Source organism: Hyphomonas sp. UBA3601, from assembly GCF_002375605.1.
Lineage (GTDB): Bacteria > Pseudomonadota > Alphaproteobacteria > Caulobacterales > Hyphomonadaceae > Hyphomonas.
In genome coordinates, this window is record NZ_DFME01000046.1 from 1 (window position 1) to 24,244 (window position 24,244).

General features: G+C 57.0%; 25 protein-coding genes. 9 read left to right on the forward strand and 16 right to left on the reverse strand.

Annotated elements, in window-relative coordinates:
- From B4F73_RS05125 to B4F73_RS05150, 6 genes are all read right to left on the reverse strand, one after another.
- Positions 1-422: NAD-binding protein (locus tag B4F73_RS05125; RefSeq protein WP_290482653.1), on the reverse strand; the 422-nt coding region annotated here is incomplete at its 3' end.
- A gap of 22 nt (positions 423-444) precedes the next feature.
- Positions 445-1,833 carry a sigma-54-dependent transcriptional regulator gene (locus B4F73_RS05130; RefSeq protein ID WP_206990434.1) on the reverse strand — a complete coding sequence of 463 codons (1,389 nt, stop codon included), beginning with the start codon at positions 1,831-1,833 and terminating at the stop codon, positions 445-447.
- A gap of 13 nt (positions 1,834-1,846) precedes the next feature.
- Positions 1,847-4,111: a sensor histidine kinase gene (locus tag B4F73_RS05135; RefSeq protein WP_206990433.1), complete on the reverse strand. Its 2,265-nt coding sequence runs from the start codon at positions 4,109-4,111 to the stop codon at positions 1,847-1,849.
- Between the two features lie 110 nt (positions 4,112-4,221).
- Complete coding sequence (locus B4F73_RS05140; protein WP_206990432.1) at positions 4,222-5,598, reverse strand: sigma 54-interacting transcriptional regulator; 1,377 nt, start codon at positions 5,596-5,598, stop codon at positions 4,222-4,224.
- Complete coding sequence (locus tag B4F73_RS05145) at positions 5,591-6,664, reverse strand: two-component system sensor histidine kinase NtrB (RefSeq protein ID WP_084333139.1); 1,074 nt, start codon at positions 6,662-6,664, stop codon at positions 5,591-5,593. The genes B4F73_RS05140 and B4F73_RS05145 overlap by 8 nt, the downstream gene beginning before the upstream one ends.
- Positions 6,664-7,653 (reverse strand): tRNA dihydrouridine synthase, encoded by a 990-nt coding sequence (locus B4F73_RS05150; protein WP_290478841.1) that lies wholly within the window; start codon positions 7,651-7,653, stop codon positions 6,664-6,666. The genes B4F73_RS05145 and B4F73_RS05150 overlap by 1 nt, the downstream gene beginning before the upstream one ends.
- 118 nt (positions 7,654-7,771) lie before the next feature.
- Here B4F73_RS05150 and B4F73_RS05155 point away from each other — a divergent pair, with 118 nt between their 5' ends.
- Together B4F73_RS05155 and B4F73_RS05160 are read left to right on the forward strand one after the other, a co-directional pair.
- Entirely contained in the window at positions 7,772-8,914 is a 1,143-nt protein-coding gene (locus tag B4F73_RS05155; protein WP_290482654.1) for a bifunctional 2-C-methyl-D-erythritol 4-phosphate cytidylyltransferase/2-C-methyl-D-erythritol 2,4-cyclodiphosphate synthase, read from the forward strand.
- A 51-nt stretch (positions 8,915-8,965) separates the two neighbouring features.
- Positions 8,966-9,457, forward strand: a complete 492-nt coding sequence (locus B4F73_RS05160) for a CinA family protein (protein ID WP_034812824.1) — start codon at positions 8,966-8,968, stop codon at positions 9,455-9,457.
- Here the strand turns inward: B4F73_RS05160 and B4F73_RS05165 are convergent.
- Entirely contained in the window at positions 9,454-9,912 is a 459-nt protein-coding gene (locus B4F73_RS05165; protein WP_034812822.1) for a type II toxin-antitoxin system RatA family toxin, read from the reverse strand. The two genes, B4F73_RS05160 and B4F73_RS05165, sit on opposite strands and share 4 nt — an antisense overlap.
- A gap of 2 nt (positions 9,913-9,914) precedes the next feature.
- Complete coding sequence (lipA, locus tag B4F73_RS05170) at positions 9,915-10,892, reverse strand: lipoyl synthase (protein WP_034812819.1); 978 nt, start codon at positions 10,890-10,892, stop codon at positions 9,915-9,917.
- Positions 10,893-11,044: 152 nt separating this feature from the next.
- Here lipA and B4F73_RS05175 point away from each other — a divergent pair, with 152 nt between their 5' ends.
- Positions 11,045-12,622 carry an AMP-binding protein gene (locus B4F73_RS05175; protein WP_290482655.1) on the forward strand — a complete coding sequence of 526 codons (1,578 nt, stop codon included), beginning with the start codon at positions 11,045-11,047 and terminating at the stop codon, positions 12,620-12,622.
- On the opposite strand, the gene B4F73_RS05180 is transcribed toward B4F73_RS05175, so the two are convergent.
- Positions 12,619-12,984 carry a helix-turn-helix domain-containing protein gene (locus B4F73_RS05180; RefSeq protein WP_339635492.1) on the reverse strand — a complete coding sequence of 122 codons (366 nt, stop codon included), beginning with the start codon at positions 12,982-12,984 and terminating at the stop codon, positions 12,619-12,621. The two genes, B4F73_RS05175 and B4F73_RS05180, sit on opposite strands and share 4 nt — an antisense overlap.
- A gap of 33 nt (positions 12,985-13,017) precedes the next feature.
- Between B4F73_RS05180 and B4F73_RS05185 the strand changes: the two genes are divergently transcribed.
- Positions 13,018-13,623, forward strand: coding sequence for a 2-hydroxychromene-2-carboxylate isomerase (locus B4F73_RS05185; protein WP_290478844.1), 606 nt, complete (start codon positions 13,018-13,020; stop codon positions 13,621-13,623).
- Here B4F73_RS05185 and B4F73_RS05190 read toward each other — a convergent pair.
- Entirely contained in the window at positions 13,614-14,612 is a 999-nt protein-coding gene (locus tag B4F73_RS05190) for an adenosine kinase (protein WP_290482656.1), read from the reverse strand. The genes B4F73_RS05185 and B4F73_RS05190 overlap by 10 nt on opposite strands.
- An 82-nt stretch (positions 14,613-14,694) precedes the next feature.
- Between B4F73_RS05190 and B4F73_RS05195 the strand changes: the two genes are divergently transcribed.
- A complete protein-coding gene (locus B4F73_RS05195; protein WP_290482657.1) occupies positions 14,695-15,570 on the forward strand; it encodes an ATP-grasp domain-containing protein in 876 nt (291 codons plus the stop codon).
- A 6-nt stretch (positions 15,571-15,576) separates the two neighbouring features.
- On the opposite strand, the gene B4F73_RS05200 is transcribed toward B4F73_RS05195, so the two are convergent.
- Entirely contained in the window at positions 15,577-16,338 is a 762-nt protein-coding gene (locus tag B4F73_RS05200; protein WP_290478847.1) for a DUF481 domain-containing protein, read from the reverse strand.
- A 120-nt stretch (positions 16,339-16,458) separates the two neighbouring features.
- Positions 16,459-17,181 carry an endonuclease III gene (gene nth / locus B4F73_RS05205; protein WP_206990423.1) on the reverse strand — a complete coding sequence of 241 codons (723 nt, stop codon included), beginning with the start codon at positions 17,179-17,181 and terminating at the stop codon, positions 16,459-16,461.
- A 54-nt stretch (positions 17,182-17,235) separates the two neighbouring features.
- Between nth and B4F73_RS05210 the strand changes: the two genes are divergently transcribed.
- The 4 genes from B4F73_RS05210 (at position 17,236) to B4F73_RS05225 (ending at position 20,544) form a co-directional block, all read left to right on the forward strand.
- On the forward strand, positions 17,236-17,730 hold the full coding sequence (locus tag B4F73_RS05210; RefSeq protein WP_290478848.1) for a DUF2244 domain-containing protein: 495 nt from the start codon (positions 17,236-17,238) through the stop codon (positions 17,728-17,730).
- Positions 17,731-17,826: 96 nt separating this feature from the next.
- Positions 17,827-19,158 (forward strand): cytochrome P450, encoded by a 1,332-nt coding sequence (locus B4F73_RS05215; RefSeq protein WP_290478849.1) that lies wholly within the window; start codon positions 17,827-17,829, stop codon positions 19,156-19,158.
- 62 nt (positions 19,159-19,220) lie between these two features.
- Entirely contained in the window at positions 19,221-19,892 is a 672-nt protein-coding gene (locus B4F73_RS05220; protein ID WP_206990420.1) for a nitroreductase, read from the forward strand.
- Positions 19,893-19,935: 43 nt separating this feature from the next.
- On the forward strand, positions 19,936-20,544 hold the full coding sequence (locus B4F73_RS05225) for a DUF1287 domain-containing protein (protein ID WP_206990419.1): 609 nt from the start codon (positions 19,936-19,938) through the stop codon (positions 20,542-20,544).
- Here B4F73_RS05225 and B4F73_RS05230 read toward each other — a convergent pair.
- The 4 genes from B4F73_RS05230 to B4F73_RS05245 all read right to left on the reverse strand — a co-directional run.
- Positions 20,516-21,802 carry a hypothetical protein gene (locus B4F73_RS05230; RefSeq protein WP_290482658.1) on the reverse strand — a complete coding sequence of 429 codons (1,287 nt, stop codon included), beginning with the start codon at positions 21,800-21,802 and terminating at the stop codon, positions 20,516-20,518. The two genes, B4F73_RS05225 and B4F73_RS05230, sit on opposite strands and share 29 nt — an antisense overlap.
- Before the next feature lie 7 nt (positions 21,803-21,809).
- Positions 21,810-22,808: an SMC-Scp complex subunit ScpB gene (gene scpB / locus B4F73_RS05235; protein WP_290482659.1), complete on the reverse strand. Its 999-nt coding sequence runs from the start codon at positions 22,806-22,808 to the stop codon at positions 21,810-21,812.
- A 10-nt stretch (positions 22,809-22,818) separates the two neighbouring features.
- Positions 22,819-23,652: a segregation and condensation protein A gene (locus B4F73_RS05240; RefSeq protein ID WP_206990416.1), complete on the reverse strand. Its 834-nt coding sequence runs from the start codon at positions 23,650-23,652 to the stop codon at positions 22,819-22,821.
- Positions 23,649-24,244: glycoside hydrolase family 3 N-terminal domain-containing protein (locus B4F73_RS05245; protein ID WP_290482660.1), on the reverse strand; the 596-nt coding region annotated here is incomplete at its 5' end. The genes B4F73_RS05240 and B4F73_RS05245, both read right to left, overlap by 4 nt.

Genomic DNA, 24,244 nt, shown 5'->3' on the forward strand with positions numbered 1-24,244 from the left:
GGCGTGCGGAAACGCTGAAGGATTGCTTCACCGACTTCAACTTCGGGCGAAATGACCATATCGATCGGGAGGCCTTCCCGCGAAAAGACATTCTTCCACGCCGGATCGATATAGGATTGCTCTCGCACGCGCGCGATCTTGTATGGAACGGAAAAAAGCGTGTGGGCGATTTGGCAAATCACCATGTTGATTTCGTCGAAATGCGTCACCGCGATAATCATTTCGCAGTCAGCAGCGCCCGCCTTTTTCAACACATCGGGATGCGCGGCGTGGCCCGTGAAGCCACGTACGTCCAAGTCCGTAGACACCTGGTCCACCAAGTCCGGATTTTCATCGATGATCGTGATATCATGCTTTTCGCGAGCCAAGCGCCGAGCAATTCCGTGCCCCACGCGGCCCGCACCGCAAATCAGAACATGCATGGTCTACAGCCCCTCAACGGCCTCAGCCGTCCTGACGAGTAAGATTCGAGTTTACGCCTAAAGCCTTTAATTTTCTGTGCAAGGCCGAACGCTCCATACCGATGAACTCGGCAGTACGAGAAATATTGCCATTGAATCGGGTGATCTGAAGCGCAAGATACTCTCGCTCAAACTGTTCTCGCGCATCACGCAGAGACAATCCGACAAGCTCTGCCGATCCGCTTTTGCCAACATCCCCCGGAATACCGGACGATTCGCGCGGCAGCTCATCAACACTTACCGGACGGCTGGAGTCAGATGGTGACAGGATCAGGATTCTTTCCACCACATTACGCAACTGCCGGATATTGCCAGGCCAATCCATCGATTGAAGAACGGCCATGGCCTCCGCTGAAAACGTACGAGGCGTCAGGCCAGAAGAATCAGCGATCCGGTTGGTAAAGTATGTGACGAGGTCCCCAATATCGTCTCGCCGCTCTGCAAGCGACGGCACCCGCAACGGCACGACACTCAACCGATAGAACAGATCTTCACGAAAGCGGCCTTCCGAAATTTCATGACGAATATCCTTGGTGGTGGCCGACATGACGCGAACATCTACGGTCACGTCCGACTTCCCGCCTACCCGTTGAAAGCGCTGCTCTGTCAGGACCCGCAAAATCTTGTTCTGGGTCCCCAGTGGCATGTCAGCCACCTCATCAAGCAACAGTGTGCCGGTATGAGCTTTTTCAAAGAGGCCAATTCGGGTTGTCCGACCCTGGGAGTCCTCTTCGCCAAACAGGGCGCTCTCCATCTGGTCCGGCGCTATGGTGGCCGCGTTCACAACAATGAAGGGGCCATTTTCGCGCAAGGAATTACGATGGATGAGCCGCGCGGCAAGTTCCTTGCCGGACCCGGCTGGCCCGGAGATCATCACTCTGGAATTCGTTGGCGCTACCTTCTCAATCGAAGCTCGTAATGCCGAAGCCGCCTGACTGTCTCCGATCCATTCTTCATTGTCACCGGCTCTGTTCTTCAGCGCAGCATTCTCGTATTTCAGCGCCGCGGACTCGATTGCGCGCTCCACCATGTGCAATAGACGATCAGTCTTGAACGGCTTCTCGATGAAGTCATAGGCTCCACGCCGGATCGCCGCGACGGCTGTTTCGATGTTGCCGTGACCGCTTATTACGATGACTGGAAGAATTGGATCAATCGACTTCAGGTATTTGAGGAGCGACAGCCCATCCATTCCACTGCCCTGAAGCCAGACATCCAACACCACGAGCCGTGGCGTTCGTGCACGGACTTCCTCAAGAGCGCGTTCGGCGGTGTCGGCCGTACGGGCTGAATAGCCTTCATCTCCCAGCACACCCGCAATCAGTTCACGGATATCTGGTTCGTCATCAACCACAAGAATGTCCAAGGCCATAACGCAGGCTCCTCTACACTAGTCCGGCACGTGCCGGTGATTCATCTGTTTCTTCTTCGGGCGTCACTTCAAAAGCGTCGTGCACCCGCATCGCATTGTGCGGCAGCCAAACGCGCACTCGCGCCCCGCGCATCCCATCAAGCCTGTTCTGAAGCGAGATAGACCCACCATGATCAACTATGATCCGATTGACGATGGCCAGACCAAGTCCGGTCCCCTTTTCGCGCGTCGTGACGTATGGCTCCAGCAAGCGGTCGCGTGCGTCCTCTGGAAATCCGGGACCATTGTCTTCGATGGTAATATCAACGCCCTTGTCGGTATCCGAGAGCACAACTCGAATTTGGCCACGCACCTCAGCCTCTTCCGGCATGCCCTCGATCGCCTCTGCAGCGTTCTTGAGCAGATTGCCCAGCGCCTGACCGATCAGGCGTTCGTCGCCAAGATAGGGGACCTTTTCAAGCTCTGATTCAAACTCCACGACAATATCCGGCGTAACCATGCCTTGAGAAAAGCTGGTCGCTTTCAACAGGGACGTCATATCGAACTGGCTGGCATTCGGCTTCGGCATGCGAGCGAATGAAGAAAACTCCTCAACCATTCGGCCAATATCGCCAACCTGACGCAGAATTGTTTCGATGCACCGGTCAAATACGCCGTCAGTGTCATCAATCTTGTCGGCATAACGCCTCCGCAGGCGTTCCGTGGACAGCATAATAGGCGTCAGTGGATTACGAATCTCATGCGCGATGCGACGGGCGACATCTCGCCAAGCCAACTGTCGCTGCGCATTCACAAGCCGCGTTGTATCATCGAAGGTCAAAACGCAGCCGCCTGCCGGATCTGGCGCTGTCTTGAGCCTGAAGTGTCGTATGGCACCGTTGCGATTGATGTCGATAGACGCATCGACCGGAGAGTTCTGCTGTAATGTATCGTGAGCATATCGAACGAAGTCAGGTGCGACAGCGCCCAGGCTCTCACCGTCTTCAATCGCATCAATCCCGAGCAGATCTCCGGCGGACCTGTTGGCAAGCGTGACAACCATATTGCCATCCATACGGATAACGCCCGCGCTGACTTCCGCTAGCAATGTCTCGACAAAGCGCCGACGGTCTTCTTCCACTTCGCGCGCCTGGATGAGCGCATTTCGCTGTTCTGACAATTGCTCTGTCATCGCATTGAACGACTGGCTCAGAGCATAGACCTCGTCCTTAGCACCCGTCACAGGAACGCGAACAGTGAGATCTCCGTCGCGAACGGTGTGAGCTGCAATTGCAAGGCGACCAATGGGGCCGGTCACCCGACCAGCTGCTTCGAGGCCCAGTCGACCAGCGAGCAGCAGAACCAGCGCCGCGATTTGCGCATAGCCAATGGCGAAAATCGTCTGCAACCGACCACCCTGCCGCTTGGCATTATTGTATTGAATGATTTCGGCTTCGGCTTCGCGGAGACGCACGGCAGCGTTCCGATCAAAATTCTTCACCGCATAGATGTATCCATCCAGCGGTTCCGTAATATGGATCAGGGCTGTTGCGATGCCTCGATTTTCATAAAGCGTGGTCGCAATCTCGCCCCGGTCCGCCTCTTCAAAGGCAGGCGCCGGGGGCGGAATCAGGATCGCATCCTGCACGCTCTCCTGAGCAATCAGTTCGACACCATCGGCCCCCAAAATGGCGATGGTAAGGAAATCGCGAAAGGCGAGTTCCGAACGCAAGCCTTCCGAGAATGCGAGGGACGCTTCAGATGACAGGTTTCTGGCGGCTTCTGCGTCTGTGAGATTGGCCTCAACTTCACGCGCGAAGTTTTCAACATCAAGCGCGGCGAGGCGCACATCCACGTCAAACGTAGTCTCGAAATTATCGACATAGGTACGAAAGATTTCGGCGTTCTTTTCCATGACGGAATCGACGCGCTCTCCAAGCCAGTTATCCAGGCCTTGGGTAAAAATGGCTCCCAGAAAAACCGCGACGATGGCCGATGGAACAAGCGCGGAGAAACCGAACAGCATGACGAAACGGCGGGCCAGCCTGCCGCGTCCTTCACTCTCGCTGTTTGACTGGATCGTCAGGTACTCACGAACAATGATGGTCGCGAGCACAATAATGACGACAAAGTTCAGTCCGAGCAGCCAAGGTGTGGCACCGGCGGTCGGATTGTCAGGATCGACTCCAGAGATGGCAATGAAGGTCGCAAACACGGCGACGAGAGCCGCAATGATAAAGAGACCTTCAAAGAGTGCCCAACTGGCCTTGGTGGCTTGCTGGCTCAGTACATTCGACAACGATACACCGCTCTACACATGGCCGCCCCGGCCCAGTTGCGCTTAAGTCACACTTTCGTGCCTCAAAAGCAACAGTGGTGCAGTAAAGCCACAGTCGTCGATGCAGTCAATCACTCTTCTGCAATACCCAATGCATTGATCTTGGCTCGCAATGTGTTGCGGTTCATGCCCAGCAATTGTGCCGCCTTGACCTTGTTGCCCGCAGTCACTGAGAGAGCCAACCGGATCAGAGGCCGCTCAACCTGATCTATGACGTTGGAATACACGCTTGAATCCTCATGGTCACCGCTCGCTATGAGGTCGCCCATCACATAGCGGTGCAACAGGGTTTCGATGTCTTTTTCAAAGCCGGCACTCGATCCCTTCTGCTCGCTTGCGCCGGCGCGCAGCTCCCGCTCCACATCGCGCAATGTGATCGTCTCGTCGGGACAAAGCACCGCCAGCCGCAAGACGAGGTTTTCAAGTTCACGCACATTGCCCGGCCAATCATAGGCGGTGAGCAGATCAAGCGCTGATTTGTCGAGCGTCTTTGCGGCCAGACCCTGTCGCTGCGCCCGGATGAGAAAAGCACGAGCGAGTTCAGGAATGTCCTCCTTGCGAAGCCGCAGGGGCGGCATGGTCAGCCGCACCACGTTCAATCGATAATAGAGGTCCTCGCGGAACTTACCGTCATCAACCAGCCTACCGAGGTTTCTGCGGGTGGATGCAATGATCCGCGCGCCACTTGAATCTCGCATCAACTTCACAAGCTGCGTCTGCGCTTCAGCGGGAAGATCACCAATCTCGTCCAGATAAAGTGTGCCGCCTTTCTGGTGGACAGCGCCTTGTTCGCCATTGTGGCCAAATAGCTGACGATTGATTTCCGAAGCAGGTAGTGCCGCAAGATCCAAAGCGACGAAGTTTCCATTTTTCGCGTCACCAAGTTGATGGATTGCACGCGCCGCCAGCTCTTTGCCGGTCCCGCTCTCTCCCTCAATCAGCACAGTCAGATCGGTGTTCATCACTTTCGCGATGATCCGATAGACTTCCTGCATCGCGTCAGACCGCCCAATCAACGGTAGACCGGCGTCGCTGATGGCCTTTTGAGATTCAGGATTGATCGCGCGGGCCGATACTTTCGGTTGTGATTTCAAGGCGCGCTGGACAAGCCCGGACAGCGTGTCGATGTCGAATGGCTTGGGCAGATAGTCAAACGCACCATGCTGCGCAGCTGAGGCTGCCGTCAGGATTGTATTCTGGCCACTCATGACGATGAAGGGCAGATCAGGCCTGGCGAGCTTCAGCGAAGGGAGCAGGTCAAAAATGGAGGCGTCCCCAAGGAACACATCCGAGACGACCACGTCGCCCTCCCCGTTACGCACCCAGCGCTCCAAGGCCTCAGGGGAACTCGTCGCGCGGACCTCATAGCCCGCAGCCACGAGGGTCTGGTTCACAATCAATCGAATGCTTGCATCATCTTCTGCAAGCAGAACGGTTTTCTCAGCCATCGGTCTTTTCCCCAGTACCAAGCGGTAACAACACTGAAAAGCGCGTCGAGCCCGGCACGCTGTCTACACGAATCTGGCCGCCATGAGCGGTCACGACTTCCTTTACAATCGACAGTCCAAGCCCACGGGCCCCAGACTTGCTGCTTTGGAAAACTTCAAAAATGGTATTCTGGCGATTGCGGGCTATGCCCTTGCCGGTGTCTTCTACCGAAACCAGCATTGCGCGGCGAAGACCTGCACCCAGTCGCGCCTGGCGGAAAGAAAGACCGGCGGCATAGGAGGTTCTTACCGTCACCTTGCCCGGCGTGTCGCCGTCCATCGCGGCTTCCGCAGCATTGCGGATGAGATTTTGGAAAGCCTGCTGCAGATGATCAGAATCCCCGATCACTGGTGGAAGCGATGGATCAAAGTCCCGTTTGAATTCCACCTTGCTCCCCATCGCGGCACGTTCCGAGGCCAAAACGCGCTCCAGGAGAGCGTGGATATTGAAAGGCTCCATGTGCGGCGCTGAAAACAGCTCGAACGCCGAAAGGCGGTTCACCAGTCGCTCGATGCGCCGGGCCTCTTCCTTGATGATTGACAACAACTCGGACTGGCCATCGACCGATTGGCGTTCGAGCAATTGCGCGGCCCCGATAATGCCGCCGAGCGGGTTTTTCACTTCATGACCCAGAATGCGGCCGAAACCAGCAACACCGGCGGCAGACTCATTCACGTCCCGCGTCGCGGCTTCACACATCGCGATCATGAAACCATTGTCGTCAGTTGATCTGACCCAGATATCGCAGATCTGTCGCGACATAAGACCAGGGCCGGTGATCGGAGTCCCCGGCGCAGTAATATCGCCCACGGTTCGATGGGCCCGGTCAAGCAGTTCGAAGACCGGGGAGTCGTGATAGACTATCTCGCTGAGAGGTTTGCTGCGGAGGCCCCGACGAGACAGCTGCAACAGGCTTTCCGCTGCTGCGTTTACCTCAACAACTTTCCTGCGTGAATCAATCAGCAACAACGCAATAGGAGACAGATCTCCCAACCGCGGAGCTGACATGGCGACGTCGCTGGCCATCAGGCGGCCTCCATTTCTCTGGATCTTGAGTAGACGGCACGAAGCGCCGATTTCAGTTCTTCGAAATCGGCGATTTGACAGAGCCGTGAGCGAAGCCTCCGCCGCTCATCAGATTCGAGCGGAAGTTGGACAGCATCAATCGCCGCCGAAACGTGCTTGCGTACCGTGCGAAGACCGAGAAACTCTCCGTAGAGTTCAACACTATCCGAAACCTGCTCAAGCAGACTATCAATCTGCTCTGAAAGGCCAGGCATCTGAAAGGTTCGACCTTCGAGATGAGCGTTGATTTGACCCGGCAGCCAGGGACGCCCCATGGCGGCGCGACCAATCATGACGCCATGTGCCCCCGACTGAGCCAGTGCAACATCAGCATCTTCGGGCGTTTCTATGTCGCCATTCACGATCACTGGCAGGGATACAGCCGCGACCGTGTCAGCAACCCGCGCCCAGTCGGCATTGCCTTTGTAGAATTGGCATCGCGTCCTGCCATGCACGGTGAGCATACAAATTCCCATCCGCTCAGCGGCGACCGCGATCTCCGGCGCGTTCAAGCTCTGGTCGTCCCAGCCAAGGCGCATTTTCAATGTCACGGGCAGGCCGTCTGCACCATCGAGGGCAGCTTGAATGATTTCGAGCGCCAGAGGCACATCCCGCATCAGGGCAGAACCTGACTGCGCGCCCGTCACCTGACGAGACGGACACCCCATATTGATATCGATCACGTCGACGCCGGTCTCACGCAACAGTTGCGCCCCCCTCAGCATCGCCTCAGGACGGCTGGCCGCGAGTTGGACGATCCAGTGCCCCTCGCCATCATGACGACATGTGCGACGCACCACATCCGGACGAGCTGCAGCGAGCATGTCACCGGCAACCATTTCTGACACGACAGCAGGCGCGCCAAAGCGACTTGCTTGACGACGCATCGGCGCATCTGTCGCGCCGGACATCGGCGCAAGCCATACTCGAGGTGCCCGAAAATTGGTCATTCTACTATCTTTCCGTTTTTTTAGACTTTCGCAAGTGCACAATATGCAAGCAGTTTTCCGCGAATGTCGCTACAATCACCTGTAGCCAACCTTTGCGACCTCCCATAAAAAGCGTCGTATGAACAAGGTGATCGCCATCATAGTCGCCGCAGGCCAAGGTCGACGGGCAGAGAGTGCACGTGCGAAACAGTGGTGCGATCTCAATGGCCGACAAGTCATCGAGTGGTCAATTGAGGCTTTCAGGACACACCCTCGTATTGATGAGATTATTGTCGTTACAGGTTCGGATCTCCCGGAGGATTTCACTCCAACACACTGCCTATGCGTATCCGGTGGAGCCACTCGCACACTATCCGTCCGCAACGGGCTCAATGCGATCAATGCCCCGCAAGACGACGCAATCGTCCTGATACATGATGCGGCAAGACCGGGGCTGACCCATAAGGTGATCGATGTTCTATTGGACGCCCTGAACACACATGCTGCTGCAGCACCTGCCCTGCCCGTCCAGGATGCGTTGAAACGACAGACGGACAACACCCTGGAGACCGTCTCCCGCGAGGCCCTGTTCCGCGTCCAGACCCCTCAGGCCTTCCGGTTTGGCGCCATATCGCACGCACTCGAAGAGGCGAGTGATGATCTGGTTGACGACCTGGCAGCGGTTGAGGCGCAAGGCATCGATGTAAAACTGGTGCGCGGCTCGGACCGGCTGCACAAAATCACCTATCCCGAGGATTTCGATATGGTTTCGAGGCTCATGGCACCGCCAGTCAGTCATATGCGTATCGGAAAGGGGTTCGACGTCCATGCTTTTGAACCGGGAGATCATGTCACGTTATGCGGCGTAAAAATCCCGCACTCCGCGTCGCTGAAGGGGCATTCTGATGCAGATGCTGCCTGGCATGCCCTCACCGACGCAATTCTGGGTGCGGCTGCACTTGGCGATATTGGCGATCACTTCCCGCCAAGCGATGACCGGTGGAAGGATGCCGATAGCGGCATGTTCCTCAAGCATGCCCAACGGCTCGTCGGCGAGCTGGGGCTAGCCATAGGAAATTGCGACATCACCGTGATCTGTGAAACACCGAAGGTGAAACCGCATCGGGAGGGTATGCGGGTTCGGACCGCGGAGTTGCTCGACCTGCCTCTGGAAGCAGTGAGCGTGAAAGCAACGACAACCGAAGGGCTTGGCTTTACCGGTCGCCGGGAGGGCATCGCCGCCGAGGCCGTCGTCACGCTTTACCCAACGACGACCGACTGAGGCTCAAATCTGCTCTTCACGGCAGGCCGAACTCCCCATATCGTGCGCCACATGTTTCCAGACCGACTCCGAAATCTCGCAATGTTGATCCTCGACGACGCGGCTCAAGCTCGCCTGCGCATCTGCACGGCCGAAAGCTGCACAGGTGGCCTTCTTGCAGGCCTGCTGACAGACATCCCCGGCAGCTCCGCCGTGTTCGAACGGGGCTTCGTCACCTATTCCAACCGCGCCAAAGAAGAAATGCTGGGCATCGCTGGCGATGTCATGGCTGACTATGGTGCCGTGTCCGAGCCCGTTGCGCGCATGATGGCAGAAGGCGCGCTGGACGCCAGCCGCGCTAATATCTCCGTTGCCATCACAGGCGTAGCTGGCCCCGGTGGCGGCACCCCCATGAAACCAGTGGGGACCGTCCATGTGGCGTGTGCGCGCGAAAATCGCGCCGTCATTCATGAAATGCTTCAGGTTGGCGATATCGGACGTGAGCAGATTCGTCTCGCGGCAATGGAATGCGCGCTGAAACAGATCCAGATGCAGATCGCCTAGGCTGAACCGCCATAACGCCGCTCGGCCTCGGCCAGGAAAGCCGAGAGGATCTTGTTGACCGCAAGCTCCTGATTGGCGGCGGCCAGCATGCCGATGAACGGATTCCGAAAATCATAATCGATTGAAAGCGAAATATCAGAGCCATCCTGGCTCGATGCAAGAATCGTCCACTCAGCTTTCAGCTTCCGAAATGGCCCTTTGACCAGGGACGCAACCACATTGCCGGCATTCGGGTCGGCCACGACTCGCGTGGTGAACCGCTCAACGAACCCCTTGAAGCCAACGGCGGCCTCTCCGATACAGGTAAAGCTGCCATCCTGGCGCGCCGTCATTTCGGACACGCGCATGGCGGTGATCCACTTGATGAAGTTCGGATACGCCGCAATGTCGGACACAAGCTCGAAAGCCTGCTCCCCACTATACGGAACACGAACAGATTTCGAGAAATGCGGCATGCCTAAACGGCGGCAGCGGCCATCTTGGCCTCACGCGCAGCCCGCAACCGGGCAAAATCTTCGCCCGCATGGTGCGACGACCGGGTAAGAGGTGAAGCTGACACCATCAGGAAACCTTTGGAGCGGGCGATTTCCTCATATGTCTTGAACTCTTCCGGCGACACATAGCGATCGATCGCGGCATGCTTGCGAGTCGGCTGCAGATATTGGCCGATGGTCAGGAAGTCGATTCCCGCTGACCGCATGTCGTCCATGACTTGCATGACCTCTTCCTTGGTTTCACCCAAACCCACCATCAAACCAGATTTTGTGAATTGGGTCGGATCACGGTCCTTCACTTTCTCCAGAAGTCTGAGGGAATGAAAGTAGCGCGCGCCCGGCCGAATGGACAGGTATAGGCGAGGCACCGTTTCGAGATTGTGATTGAATACGTCCGGCTTGGCGTCGATCACCAGATTTTCGGCACCGTCCTTGCGCAGGAAATCTGGCGTCAGGATTTCGATTGTGGTTCCGGGTGACATCGCCCGGATTGCCTGAATCGTGTTGACGAAGTGCATCGCCCCGCCATCGGACAGGTCATCCCGATCTACCGATGTGATAACAACATGCTGCAAGCCCATTTCGGCGACGGCCTCTGCCACACGGCGCGGTTCATCTTCTTCTACCCGGCCCGGAGTCAGTGGCTTGCCTGTGGAAACATTGCAGAAACTGCATGCCCGGGTGCATATCTCACCCAGAATCATCATCGTGGCGTGTTTCTTGTCCCAACACTCTCCGATATTCGGGCATCCGGCTTCTTCACAAACAGTGACCAGCCCTTTCGATTTTACGATCTGGCGCGTTTCAGCATAGCCCTGCGAGGTCGGCGCTTTAACACGAATCCAATCAGGTTTGCGCAGGAGCGGCGTATCCGGCCGCGACTGCTTTTCCGGGTGTCTGTGCTTACGCGTGCTCTGCGTCAGATCGATGAGATTTGCCATGGTGTGAAAATGGACGTGACCAGCTGTTTCATCAAGGGAAATACACTGCAGAGTGTTTATGCAATCTTGCATTAGGGGTTGCGACAGTGTCGATAAATGACAGATTGTTACAATAAACATGAGGCAACGCCTCGGAGGAAACGAAGGCCATCATGACCGGACAGACCATCCCGGCACCTTTGCCATACCAGCCATCTCGCGCCAGAACCGACCTTTTCAGCGCGCTCTTTCGCGCGAAAAAGGAATTCGGCGCGGACAAGACGATTCTCGTTGATGGCGACGACCGGCAACTCACCTACAAGGATCTTGTTCAGGGGTCCCTCGCCCTCGGATCAGCGTTGCGCCAAGGAACCAAATCGGGTGAGGCAGTCGGCGTGATGTTGCCCAGCGGCGCCGGTGCCGTGATTGGGTTTTTCGCGCTCAGCGCCTTCAATCGCATTCCCGCCATGTTGAACTTTACCGCTGGCTCGCGAAACCTGAAGGCCGCGCTTAAGGCAGGTCAGATAAGCCGCATCATCACGGCTCACAAGTTCGTCGAGCTCGGCGGACTCGAAGCACTGATGGAAGAATTGTCGGGCTCCGCCGAGATCGTCTACCTTGAGGATGTGCGGGAAAACCTGACACTGGCCAACAAGCTGATAGCCGCTGTAGGGAACATCTTGCCTGGTCTTGTCCGGAAACAGTCCCGCTACAAATCCCCCGGCGTCATGCTGTTCACGTCTGGCACAGAGGGCGAGCCCAAAGGGGTCGTGCTGAGTCATGAAAACGTCATGGCAAATGTTGAACAGGTACGGGCACATATAGGTCTCAGCCCCGATACGGACAGTCTGTTCAATCCCCTGCCGACATTTCATTGTTTCGGCCTGACGGTTGGTGCGGTCTTGCCGCTCGTGGCCGGCATCCCGGTCATATTCCATCCCTCACCGCTGCAGCCCCGTGAAATCGTGCGACGGATCCGTGCGAACCAGTCGACCATCCTGCTCGCAACGGACACGTTCATCTCTCAATATGCCCGGATCGGGAATGACGGTGACATGAGCTCTGTGCGGTTGGCTGTGTGCGGCGCGGAACGGGTTAAGGATGAAACCCGCGCCCTGGTCCGCCGCAAATTCGAAATCGAAATCCTCGAAGGCTATGGCGCAACCGAAGCCTCTCCCGTCATCGCGGCCAATAAGTGGGAAGACAATCGGCCGGGAACTGTCGGGCGTCTGATGTCAGGCATGGAGTCCAAGTTGCTGCCGGTCGAAGGCATCGAAGATGGCGGTCGGCTACATGTTCGCGGGCCGAACATCATGATGGGCTATCTACGACCGTCAAACCCCGGCATGCTTGAACGCCCCGAAGGCGGCTGGCACGACACCGGCGACATCGTTGCGATCGATGAAAGTGGGATCATTCGTATCATGGGCCGCGTCAAACGCTTCGCGAAGATTGGCGGTGAAATGGTCTCTCTGGCGGTGGTTGAAAACTGCGCGAGCGCGATCTGGCCCGACAATCTGCACGCAGCCGTTACGCTTCCGGATCCCCTCAAGGGTGAGCAGGTCATTCTGCTCAGCGATACCAAGGCAAGCAATCGCGAAGACATTCTCGCTTGGGCCAAGAATCACGGCGTGCCGGAATTGTCTGTTCCGAAACGCGTCTATCATGTTGATGAAATCCCGGTCCTCGGAACCGGCAAGATCGACTATGGTGCTGTGCAGAAAAAAGTAGAAGCTCTGCTGAACGACTAAGCCGACGTCGTGCGTCGCACGGGCATGTGTTTTTTACCCCAATCCTTCAGGGTCAACAGGGCTGGAGCCAATTCCTGACCCTTCTCGGTCAGCACATAGTCAAACCGTTTTGGCGTCGTTGTATAGGCTTTGCGTTCCAGCACGCCTGCTTCGACAAGCCGTTTCAAGCGGTCGGCCAGGATGTGTCGTGTCATACCGCTTGAGGCAATAAACTGTTCGAAACGGGACAGGCCCAGGAAGCAGTCTCGAAGAATCAGCATCGTCCAACGATCCCCAACCAGTGAAAGCGTTCGCGCAACCGGGCACCAATTATCGGATAAATCAGACCATTTCATGCTGACACACCTATACTGATTTGCCATAGTTCCAAAATGAAACTCATTTGAGAGGGTCCCATGGCAGGCAAATTCGAATTCTATTTCGACTATATCAGTCCATTTTCTTACGTGGCCAATGCCGCAGTGCAACAAATATCCGCCCGTACCGGGGCAGATATCGTGATCAAGCCAATGTTTCTGGGCGCTGTAATGCAGGCTACAGACAACAGGCCGCCTGGCATGGTGCCGGCGAAGGGTGCATACATGATGAAAGATCTCCAACGCTGCACAACCCGCTATGGCTTGGACTTTCGGATGAACCCCTATTTCCCGATGGTCAGTACCCGCAATCTGTTGCGCGCAACCTGCGGACTGGACAATGACCCCACTGAGCAGAAGCGATTCATGGATGCCTGCTTCCAACATATGTGGGCGTCCCCAACCCCACTCAAACCCGATGATGACGATTCGGTTCGGGCAATGTGCGAGCAGGAAGGGTTCGACTTCCGACAGATTCAGGAACTCGCTCAGGCACGCGCCAGCAAGGACGCCATGAAAGCCAACACCGATTCAGCCATTGCCCGAGGAGCATTCGGCGCGCCGACATTCTTTGTCGGTGACGACATGTTCTTTGGGCATGACCGGCTCGACTATGTCGAAGAGGCTCTGAAGGCTCAGGCGTAAATGCCGGCCTGCTCGGCGAGTGTCTTGTAGGACTGTTCCGGGCGTGGTCCGAAATGCGCGATGACCTCGGCCGCAGCGATGTGACCAAGGTGCGCGCATGTCTCCAGCGGCAGTCCACGAGATATTCCGAACAGAAATCCCGCCGCATATTGGTCGCCGGCACCGGTTGTATCGAGAACCTGATCGACCGGCTCTGCCTTGACGCTGATGGGGTCACCGGCGCCGATCACGACCGATCCCTTCTCGCTGCGCGTAACCGCCGCGACGGCGGTGTCCTGTTGAAGCGCAGCCAAAGCCGCGTCGAAATCTTCCGTTTCGTACAGGGAGAGCAGCTCTTCCTCATTCGCAAACAGAATGTCGACATTGTTGCGAACCAATTGAAGAAAGCTCGCACGATGCCGGTCTACACAGAATTTATCCGACAAGGTGAGCGCCACTTTGCGGCCAGCGGCCTTGGCTATTTCTGAGGCAAAGACAAACGCTTCCTTGGCATCTTCGCGGTCAAACAGATATCCTTCCAGATAAAGAATGCCCCCTGCCCGCACGGTGTTTTCGTCCACGTCATCCTTGGAGAACAGGACCGACGCGCCGAGGAATGTGTTCATGCTCCGCGCACCGTCTTCCGTCACGAAGATGATGCTGCGTGCCGTGGCGGGTCCGCTCTCAAGAGGTTTCGTCGCGAAGGGCACACCCGACGCGGTCATCTCGCGTGTAAACTGGCTGCCGAGTTCATCCTTGGAGACTTTGCCAATATAGGCGGCACGTGCGCCGAAGCTCGCAAGACCGGCGATCGTGTTGGCGCCACTGCCGCCAGATGTATAGAATGGGTCCACCGCGGCCTTGGTCAGGGCTTCTGCACGATCTTCCTCGATCAAATTCATCGCATTCTTGTGAATGCCCCATTTTTCGAGGAACGCATCGTCCGTTTTCGACATCACATCCACAATGGCATTTCCCAAGCCGACGACATCGAAGCGGATTTCACTCATTTCACAGATTCCCTGATTGCTCGGCGCCAATTGCCAGAGCTGCCTGCTGGACGCAACAGCTGCGCATGATAAACGCCTGCGGATGAAAATTGCATATTTGTCCTCCCAAGTTACCCAGCCCGGCTCTCCCATCCGGCGGTCCGATGCGTTCGAGCACGATTACATGATGCGCGCATTGAGACCCGAATTCTCAGAGCGTGGCATAGACATTGTGGATATCTGTTGGGACGATAGTTCTGTTGATTGGTCACACCATGACGCCGCGCTGATTGGCACGACGTGGGATTATTGGGACCGACAGGACGAATTCCTGACCACGCTTGAGACCATTGAGGCTCAGACACGCTTGTTCAATCCTGCCGCGCTGGTCCGCTGGAACAGCGACAAGGTCTATCTCAAGGATCTCGCAGCTCGCGGCGCAGATCTGATCCCGACTCTCTGGATTGATGAGATGACCGACGATCAGTACCGAAGCGCCTTTGACGCGCTCGGCGAAACAAAACTGGTGTTCAAGCGTCAGGTCGGCGCAGGGGCGAGCGGTCAGCACTTGCTGAACTCAGATGACCCAGCCCCCAGGATGCCACACCCAATGATGGTGCAGCCCTTCCTGTCGACGATCCAGACCGAAGGCGAACTGAGCTTCATCTTCATTGATGGTGAGCTGTCGCACGCGCTGATCAAGCGCGCCAAGCCCGGCGACTATCGCATTCAGTCGACTTATGGCGGCCAGGAAGAAACGATCGAGCCGAGCCGGGCGGATCTGGACGTAGCGCGGGCGATACTCGGTCTACTCGACGACATCCCGCTATACGCCCGGGTCGACATGCTGCGCCATCCTGACGGCTCCCTGCTCCTGATGGAACTCGAATTGATCGAGCCATATCTTTATCCGGAACAGGGCGCACGTCTTGGAGGACTTATCGCCAAGGCCGTGGAGACCCGTCTAAAAGCCGGTTAGGCGACCTTAATCGCCGAGCGTGTAGACGAGTGAGAATTTCGTGGCGGTATCGGTTGCCTCATAGGTTGGCTGAGGCGCAGTGTCGTGGCGCACATCGAAGGACACGCGAGCCGCGAGGTGGCCATTCAGCGCGGCGGTCAGCCCGATACTGTTATTGATCTGAGTGGATTCCTGACCATAGACCACATTGGTCTTGTTGCTCAGAGACACAGCCTCATTGAAGGCATAGAAATACTCAGACTGCGCTACCGCACCCAGTGACTCTTCAGTACTCGCCGGCGTGATCGTTACAGTTCCGGTGCTATCCGTCGTGATCTGACGTTTGACTTCATCAATCTTGAAACCAGGGCCGCCGCGCACCGTCCAATGATGGTCTTCATCATCCAGGACATGCCAACCGACACCCCCACCAACAAAAGTACGGCTGTCGAAGCCGGTAAACTGGTCGACCTCATAGGAGGCCCGTCCGAAAGTGAACATCGTGTCGTTGAAGTCATGCTCCAGGTCCACCGCGCCGAAGTAGCGGTTACGGCTCTCAACGCCATCTTCCTTGCCGTAGTCCCCGGAGAGCTGAATCCCGAAATTCCAATCGCCGGCACCGCGATCAAGGTCGATGCCGAGACCGGCTTCAGACGTTTCCGTGTTCCCGGTTGTCAGTCCTGCGCTGAGGGAAGACTCCCCCGACCAGCCATCCTCAGCCACAGCTGGCAGGCCGGACAGAAGACAGAAGGAGGCTGCGCCAAGGACGAATTTTCCTATGCGGTTCATGCGGTACGCTCCATTTTTACCTGTGCGATGCGGTGTCGGTTGGAGGTGGCCGTGATTTGGTTAAATTTGGGCGAACTGGAGGCAAGCCGCGTGTAGTGCAGTCGCGACACACCCCACCCGTCAGGCTTTGGGACCAAGAGACGATACAGCGGACGGGTCAGGTGTCTTGGGTTTGAACCGGCACAAATCGGATATGGCGCAATGCCAGCATTCGGGTTTGCGCGCCTTGCAGACATACCGCCCGTGCAGGATCAGCCAGTGGTGCGCGCCCTTCTTGAAGTCGGCGGGCGTCGCACGTTCCAGCCCGGCTTCGACCTCGTCCGGCGTCTTGCCGGGGGCTAGCCCTGTCCGATTCGAGACGCGGAAAATGTGCGTGTCGACCGCAATTGTGTGGTGCCCAAAGGCTTCGTTCAAAACCACATTGGCGGTCTTTCGGCCGACACCGGGCAAGCGCACAAGTTCTTCCCGCGTTTGCGGCACGTCGCCGCCGAATTCATCCAGCAACATCTGGCTCAGCGCGATGACGTTCTTGGCCTTATTGCGCCACAAGCCAATCGTCTTGATGTGCTCCGCGACGCCGGCCTCCCCCAGCGCCAGCATCTTTTCCGGCGTATCCGCAAGCGCGAACAATTTCGCAGTGGCTTTGTTCACCCCGACATCGGTGGCCTGTGCCGACAAGGCCACAGCCACGACCAGCGTGTACGGATTCACGAAATCAAGTTCTGTGCGAGGATCCGGGCGATCTGCGGCAAGTGCCGAAAAGAGCGCGGTCGCCTTCTCGGGTCCAAAAACGCGCGGAGCGCGCTTCTTCTTGGTTTTCGGGGTGGATTTGAGCTGTGTCATTCCGCCTGTCTAATGCCCCCTCGCCTTCGCACAAGGCCATGCTATTTTAGATATATGAGCGCGCCGAACGAAATCATCTATATGGACGCCGTTCTTCGGCCCAATCAGTCGCTCAGTCAGCGCGGTTTCGCCATCGTCATGGCAGTTGTCGGCGGCGTCAGCTTCCTGACGGGTATCGCCTTCATCTCGATGGGGGCCATCCCCGTGATCGGCTTCTTTGGTCTGGATGCCCTCGCCTTCTATTTTGCATTTCGCATGTCCTTCCGACAACAGCGGGAAGAAACCCGAATCGTCGTGACAGGTAAAGAGCTGCGGTTAACTCACAAAGGCGCCAATGGCAGCGAGAAGTCAGCGACTGTGCCGTCCGCCTTCGCGAGAATCGAACTCGATGAGCCGCTGAACGCGAATAGCTGGTTGCGGGTTGAATACGGCCAGACCGCCTATGTCATTGGGCGTTTCCTGACCTTGCCAGAACGAAAGTCACTGGCCCGCGCGACACGCGCAGCACTACAGAATGCAAAACGCGAACGGCATATCGCAAAAAAATGACGCCTGCGTCATAGTTTTTTCAGAATAGCCGTGTTAAGGTGACGCCGACGTCATAAATCGAGCCTGAGACAAAGGCTTACTGTCGGAGGAAAATTGATGGCTGCTGATACGGTTCACCTGCTTGATCACCCTGCCCTGGAGCGCCCGAAGATCACTCACCGTGATCCGCTCTTCGAAGGCTATCTCGAAATTGGCGAAAAGGCACCGCCTGCCAGTTCGCTGCCTCTTGCGGAGCTGCACCCCGAGGATCCGGAACTCTGGCGGCAACAGGCGATGTGGGATCGTTTCGAGCGACTGCGCAATGAAGCCCCCGTGCATTATACAGCTGACTCCTTTGTCGGCCCGTTCTGGTCGATCACCCGCTATGAAGACATCATGGCGGTCGATACCGACCACAAACGCTTCTCTTCCAGCTGGGAACATGGCGGCATCACGCTGGGCAGCCCACCGGAAGATTTTGAGCTGCCGATGTTCATCGCAATGGATGAACCGCGCCACTCTGAACAGCGCAAGACGGTCCAGCCAGCCGTTGCCCCAAACATGCTCAAGGAATTCGAGCCACTGATCCGCTCGCGCACCCAGGGCCTGCTCGACTCCCTTCCGGTTGGTGAGCCGTTCGACTGGGTCGACACCGTCTCCATCGAGCTGACCACGATGATGCTGGCCACGCTGTTCGACTATCCATTCGAAAAACGTCGCGACCTGACCCATTGGTCCGACATGGCGACCGGCATGAACAATCCGGACATCTGCCCCGGCGGGGAAGAACAGTGGAAGCGCGAAATGATGGAATGTCTCGCCACTTTCATGCAGATCTTCCAGGAGCGTGGCGCGCAGCCGCAGAAGAACGATCTGATCAGCCTGCTCGCGCATGGTGAGAAGACCCGCAACATGACGCCAATGGAACTGCTCGGCAACGTCATTCTGCTCATCGTGGGCGGCAATGACACGACCCGAAACTCGATGACCGCTTCGGTCTACGCGCTGAACAAGTTCCCAGCAGAATATGACAAGCTGAAAGCAGACCTGTCGCTGATCCCGAACATGGTCTCCGAAACGATCCGCTGGCAGACGCCGCTGGCTCACATGCGCCGCACGGCGCTCGAAGACGTCGAGATGCACGGCCAGACCATCAAGAAGGGCGACCAGGTTGCCATGTGGTATGTCTCAGGCAACCGGGACGAACGCTTCTGGGACCGTCCGAATGACTATATCATCGACCGTCCCGATGCCCGTCGGCATATCTCGTTCGGCTTCGGTATCCATCGCTGCGTCGGCAACCGTCTCGCAGAACTACAGCTGCAAATCCTCTGGCAAGAATTGATGGAACGCTTCAGCCATATCGAAGTGCTCGACGAACCATCCTTTTCTGCGGGCGGCTTCGTGAAGGGGTACACATGGATGCCAGTGGTCCTGCACGGCAAATAAGTTTTGGCTGACGCCACGCCAAGACGATAAACCTCCCATCAGACCAGATGGGAGGTTTTTTCATGGACGTATCACAGGCAGTCGCTCAACGTATCTCCACACGGGCCTTCAAGCCCGATGCACTTTCTGAAGCCGATATCCGCGAGTGGCTGAATCAGGCCCAGCGGGCGCCCTCCGGCGGCAACACACAGCCTTGGCGAACCATTGTCGTCACTGGCGACGCCAAGGATGCCGTCATTCGCATGGCCGCGCCTGTACTGGCTGCAAATCCAAAGGGTCAGCCAACAGATCGCCCCATTTACCCGAAAGACCTCTGGGAGCCCCACGAAGCGCGCCGCCGTAAAGTGGGCGAGATGATGTACGAAACGCTTGGCATTCCGCGAGAGGATCGCGCAGCGCGCATCGCCTGGTTCGCCAACAATTTCCGTTTCTTTGACGCCCCCGTGGCGACATTCATCGTCATCGATGAGCGGATGGGACATGGTCAGTGGGGTCACACTGGCATGTACCTTCAAACCCTGGCACTGCTCGCGGAAGAGCGTGGCTGGGGGACGTGCATGCAGGAATGCTGGGGCATGCTGCGCCCCGCCCTGAAAGACCATTTCAAACTGGCAGATACCGAAATGGTCTGGTGCGCGATGGCGGTCGGAAAGCCCGATCCATCCCATCCGGTAAACACATTGCGGGCAGAGCGCGCGCCATTGGAAGAGATCGCAGAACTGCACGGCTTCTAATTTCGGCCCTATTCCTGCCGGATCGGTATGGCGCAATGAGATCATGCTCACACGTCGTGCCGCCATCTTGGGAGGTTTCAGTGTTCCGCTTGCGCCGATCCGCCTCGGGCAGAGAACGCTTCCGTGGCAGACTCGCCTCGCATTTGCTGCGAGATCCCAGATCGGGATCACACGCATGTATGACCCGGCCTATGCCCACCTCTCCTATCCGATGGGAGATGTGGAAAGATCGCGGGGCGTGTGCACCGATGTGATTGTGAGGGCCTATCGCGATGCGTTCGCAATGGACTTACAGCAACTTGTTCATGAAGACATGACCAACGCTTTCAGCAAGTATCCGACAATCTGGGGCCTGACCCGCCCTGACCGCAATATCGACCATCGTCGCGTACCAAATCTGGAAAAATATATCGAACGCCACGGCCTCGCTCTGTCAACGCCGCCAGACGATACAGGCTGGAAGGCAGGCGATCTCTATACGATGCGATACAAGGAGAGCCTTCCTCATATCGGGATTGTTTCTGACAAGACCACACGGACGGGACGCCCTCTGGTCATTCATAATATGGGTTGGGGAACGTCCGAGGACGACATTATCGGTCAGTTTCAGCATGAGCGCCGCTTCAGGCTGGCGCCTCGACCGGCTGCTTGACCCTGCCCGAAATCAGCAAGACGGTCCCGATCGCAAGTAATGGCAGTATTCGATGATGATACCGGTCGGGTGGACCCGACAGAAGGGCAAACAGCGCGTCATTGGCGATGGCGATCAATCCAATACCTATGATGGTTCTACGAATATCTGCACCAGTCCGTCTCCAACCGAAGAATAGTGCGGCGGCAAATGCAAGATAGCACCCATACCTCAAGATCGTCGCGCCCAACTCCACCGGCACCGCGGCGAAAAATCCCTTCGCCTGATGTGAGGCGTAGAAGCGTTCCGGAAAAGGCTCTGACAAGACAGGTTGGAAATCGAATTGGGTTGCTGGCTCATAATAGCTCAGAAAATCCAAAAAGATGGTACGGGCCAAGGGTACAGGCTCAAACATGAATGCATCCTTGAGTATGGGAAGCGCATGGTGCTCCTCAAACTTGGCCAAGTCGAATTCGCCCTCTGAGGTCTTCCAGACATCCCAGAACAGATCACGCCGACCTTTGTTCTCTGGATAGGTTTTAATCCTCGCCACTTCGTCAGCGGCTTCAGACAGAACCAGGTTTCCGGACCGGTCTGCTTCCCTCCGCAGCAATTCCGGCTGGACCGAGAACACCCGGGCGGCGGGAAACGTTTTCGAAAGTCGCGGCGTCTCAGGCATGATCATGGCATCAAGCAGCACGTTCATGCCAAAAGCGATGACCGCGGCAACCATACCAGCCACGACTTGCCGCCTCGAACGGAAAAGCACCGCCGCCAGCACAGCGAAAACAAGAGCAAAAATCTGTCCTGATCCGTGACCTGACAAAAGCAGGCCAGCCAAAATTCCCACATATACTTCTGGAAGCTTACGTGCAGACAGGAGCAGTATGATCGCTGGAAAGAACCATGCATCGACCAGGACTGCGCTCGTATAGATCGGCTGCAGGCTGAGCACAATCAGTATACACAACACTATGCGGCTGGGGCGAATATCATAAACGCGAAACAATAAAATCCATGCGCCCGCAACCATTGCGCTATTGAGGATTGGCATCGCCCAATACCCAACCAGTTTGTAAGGCAGCGTCAGCAGCAGGGCCGGAAACTTGCCCCTGAACCAGTTTGCCCCCTTCCCTGAATAGGCAATGGAGTCAGACATCACCAGCGGGAATCCGTTCAGCACCGCAGGCAAGATCAGTACCGCGAACAGAGCGTAAACCAGATCGCTTCCTTCGACGTAAAGCGTTGAAGGAGAGTGACAGGCATCATCCGCACCCAAGCACTATCTATTCGTCATCATCCCAGGCATCCATGGGCTGCTCCGGAATACGCGGCTGCTTTGCCAGCTGGATCACGGCCGCTTTCACATCACCGCTGTCGAACTCATCAACATCAGACTGCGCACGTTCCGGTGCGCGCGTATAGGAGAACACACTGACGGAAGCATCATCTTCGCCATCGAGATCGGCCTGAGCATCAAGGCTATTGTTTGACGAAGCCATTTCCAAGCTGACACCCTCATCGATCTCTGAATCCTCGTCATCGCCTTCTTCCATGAAGTCTGTGACGAAAGATTCTGTCTCCGCGATCTCAGGGGACTCCGCCTCTGGCGCTTCTTCGCCGTTCAGGGCTTCCTCGTCCGGCATCTGGAAACCGTCCGGAATAACATCCGACAATAGCCCCTCGGCTTCGAGATCGGCTTTGCCCGGCAATGTGTCGAGGCTTTCCAGCCCGAAATGCTCCATGAAGGCATCGGTCGTGCCATAGGTGATTGGTTGACCCGGGGTTTTGCGGCGGCCCTTGATCTTCACCCAGCCGGTTTCCAGCAATGTATCCATTGTTGTCTTTGACACCGCAACGCCGCGCACTGCCTCAACTTCAGCTCGCGTGACCGGCTGGCCATAGGCAATAATCGCCAGCGTCTCGAGCGTCGCCTGGCCCAGTTTTTTCTGAACCTGACGCTCCTCCACAAACAAATATGAAAGATCGGAAGCCGTCTGGAAGCGCCATTTGCCCGCGACTTCGACCAGATTGACCCCACGGTTCACATATTGTGCCCGGAGCGCCATCAACACTTCGGCCGCTTCGACACCATGCGGCAAAGTCTCGGCAATCTGCTCGGCGCTCAGCGGCTCGCCAGCGGCAAACAGGATGGCTTCAGCACGGCGGATACCCTCGACCAGCGCTTCGCTGGCGCCTTCGGTCAGGGCCTCTTCGGAACGACGATAGGCAAACGCCAACTGCGCAACCGCGTCGCGTTCTGTTTCAGGAGTGTCGTCAGTCATCAAGTACTTCTCAAGCGGTTGCATCTCTGCCCCCTTCCGGTCTGATACCCGCATTGCGCAGGTAAAGTGGCGCAAAGTGCTCGTCCTGGCGCACATCGACTTCGCCATCGCGGGCGAGTTCCAATGCAGCCGAGAAGACACTTGCGGTGACAGACCGAGGCGGCAATTCCGGGTCCACGTCTGTCATGGTTGAGCGGATCTCGTCCAGCGAAGACCACTGCTCCAACTGTTGCCTGAGTGCGCGCAGTGTTGTTCGCGCCAGTTCCAGCGGCAAAACAAGCTGTTGCTCAATCGTGTGCGGGCGTTCCTTTTCGCGGCGATCGCGAATCGTCCCGAAGGCTTGTGTCAGCTCGTACAGCGACGCTTTGTATTCAGTGTGCTTGACGACTTTGGGCTGTACCGGCGCACCGCGCAGGAAGACCACATTGTCGAGGATAGGCCCCGCTTCGAGTTCTTCGACGGCCCCGCGCATGGCATCAAGCCGCTTCAGGCGAAAGGCCAGCCGCGCTGCCATTTCTTCGCCAGTTGGTTCGTCTTCCGCGGCCTTTTCCGGCTTCGGCAACAAAAGGCGCGATTTCATGAAGGCGAGCCAAGACGCCATCAGAAGATAGTCGGCCGCCAAATCGATGCGCTGAGACTTCGCCTCTTCGATGAAGTCGAGGTATTGCTCTGCCAGCGACAGGATCGACAGATGCAGCAGGTCGACCTTCTGCCGGCGGGCAAGCTCCAGCAACAGATGAAGCGGGCCTTCATAACCGCCAACATCGACTGTAAAGAGATCGCCGGCTTCGGCCTCCTGCGCGTCTGCAGACAGCGCATCAATCGAGATCATTTCGGAGTTCATGCCGCCCCCGCCAAATGAGGAAAATATGACTGGAATGTCTGCCAACCCTCAACGAGGTCAAACTCCTCCTGATGGGTCGAGAGTGCTTCAGCACGCAGTGCCCGCTCCAGTGGCCGTCCCGTCAGCTCTGGCGAAACAGCTGCGACTTCAGCCATTTCTGAATGGATCGCAAGTGGATCAGAAAGAAAGCCGGAACAGTGCAATAGCACGTCACAGCCCGCAGCAATCGCCGCTTCGCCCCGCTCGCCCAGGCTACCGCCCAGCGCCTGCATCCCGAGATCATCCGTCATCAGCAAGCCATCAAACCCGATTCGCGCGCGGATCACGTCTTGAATCATGATTTTTGACAGAGTGGCGGGGACATTGGCGTCAAATGCATCATAGGAAATGTGCGCTGTCATCGCCATTGGCGCATCGGCGAGACGGGCAAAGGCATCAAAATCTCTCGCCAGTTCCGCTTCGCTCGCCGCTACGCGAGGCAGCTCCAGATGGCTATCGCACATGGAGCGCCCATGACCCGGAATATGTTTGATCACGCCGGCAACACCGCCGGATGCGAGCCCTTTCAGAGCCGCGCCCGCGAGACTTGCGA

Bases quoted from the DNA above. Each gene is read 5' to 3' on its own strand.
- B4F73_RS05155 (WP_290482654.1), top strand. From the start codon at position 7,772: ATGAACAAGGTGATCGCCATCATAGTCGCCGCAGGCCAAGGTCGACGG.
- B4F73_RS05200 (WP_290478847.1), bottom strand. From the start codon at position 16,338: ATGAACCGCATAGGAAAATTCGTCCTTGGCGCAGCCTCCTTCTGTCTT.
- B4F73_RS05185 (WP_290478844.1), top strand. From the start codon at position 13,018: ATGGCAGGCAAATTCGAATTCTATTTCGACTATATCAGTCCATTTTCT.
- scpB (WP_290482659.1), bottom strand. From the start codon at position 22,808: ATGACTGACGACACTCCTGAAACAGAACGCGACGCGGTTGCGCAGTTG.
- lipA (WP_034812819.1), bottom strand. From the start codon at position 10,892: ATGGCAAATCTCATCGATCTGACGCAGAGCACGCGTAAGCACAGACAC.
- B4F73_RS05130 (WP_206990434.1), bottom strand. From the start codon at position 1,833: ATGGCCTTGGACATTCTTGTGGTTGATGACGAACCAGATATCCGTGAA.
- B4F73_RS05195 (WP_290482657.1), top strand. From the start codon at position 14,695: ATGAAAATTGCATATTTGTCCTCCCAAGTTACCCAGCCCGGCTCTCCC.
- B4F73_RS05215 (WP_290478849.1), top strand. From the start codon at position 17,827: ATGGCTGCTGATACGGTTCACCTGCTTGATCACCCTGCCCTGGAGCGC.
- B4F73_RS05160 (WP_034812824.1), top strand. From the start codon at position 8,966: ATGTTTCCAGACCGACTCCGAAATCTCGCAATGTTGATCCTCGACGAC.
- B4F73_RS05140 (WP_206990432.1), bottom strand. From the start codon at position 5,598: ATGGCTGAGAAAACCGTTCTGCTTGCAGAAGATGATGCAAGCATTCGA.
- B4F73_RS05190 (WP_290482656.1), bottom strand. From the start codon at position 14,612: ATGAGTGAAATCCGCTTCGATGTCGTCGGCTTGGGAAATGCCATTGTG.
- B4F73_RS05240 (WP_206990416.1), bottom strand. From the start codon at position 23,652: ATGAACTCCGAAATGATCTCGATTGATGCGCTGTCTGCAGACGCGCAG.
- B4F73_RS05220 (WP_206990420.1), top strand. From the start codon at position 19,221: ATGGACGTATCACAGGCAGTCGCTCAACGTATCTCCACACGGGCCTTC.
- nth (WP_206990423.1), bottom strand. From the start codon at position 17,181: ATGACACAGCTCAAATCCACCCCGAAAACCAAGAAGAAGCGCGCTCCG.
- B4F73_RS05225 (WP_206990419.1), top strand. From the start codon at position 19,936: ATGCTCACACGTCGTGCCGCCATCTTGGGAGGTTTCAGTGTTCCGCTT.
- B4F73_RS05165 (WP_034812822.1), bottom strand. From the start codon at position 9,912: ATGCCGCATTTCTCGAAATCTGTTCGTGTTCCGTATAGTGGGGAGCAG.
- B4F73_RS05180 (WP_339635492.1), bottom strand. From the start codon at position 12,984: ATGGCAAATCAGTATAGGTGTGTCAGCATGAAATGGTCTGATTTATCC.
- B4F73_RS05145 (WP_084333139.1), bottom strand. From the start codon at position 6,664: ATGGCCAGCGACGTCGCCATGTCAGCTCCGCGGTTGGGAGATCTGTCT.
- B4F73_RS05210 (WP_290478848.1), top strand. From the start codon at position 17,236: ATGAGCGCGCCGAACGAAATCATCTATATGGACGCCGTTCTTCGGCCC.
- B4F73_RS05150 (WP_290478841.1), bottom strand. From the start codon at position 7,653: ATGACCAATTTTCGGGCACCTCGAGTATGGCTTGCGCCGATGTCCGGC.
- B4F73_RS05175 (WP_290482655.1), top strand. From the start codon at position 11,045: ATGACCGGACAGACCATCCCGGCACCTTTGCCATACCAGCCATCTCGC.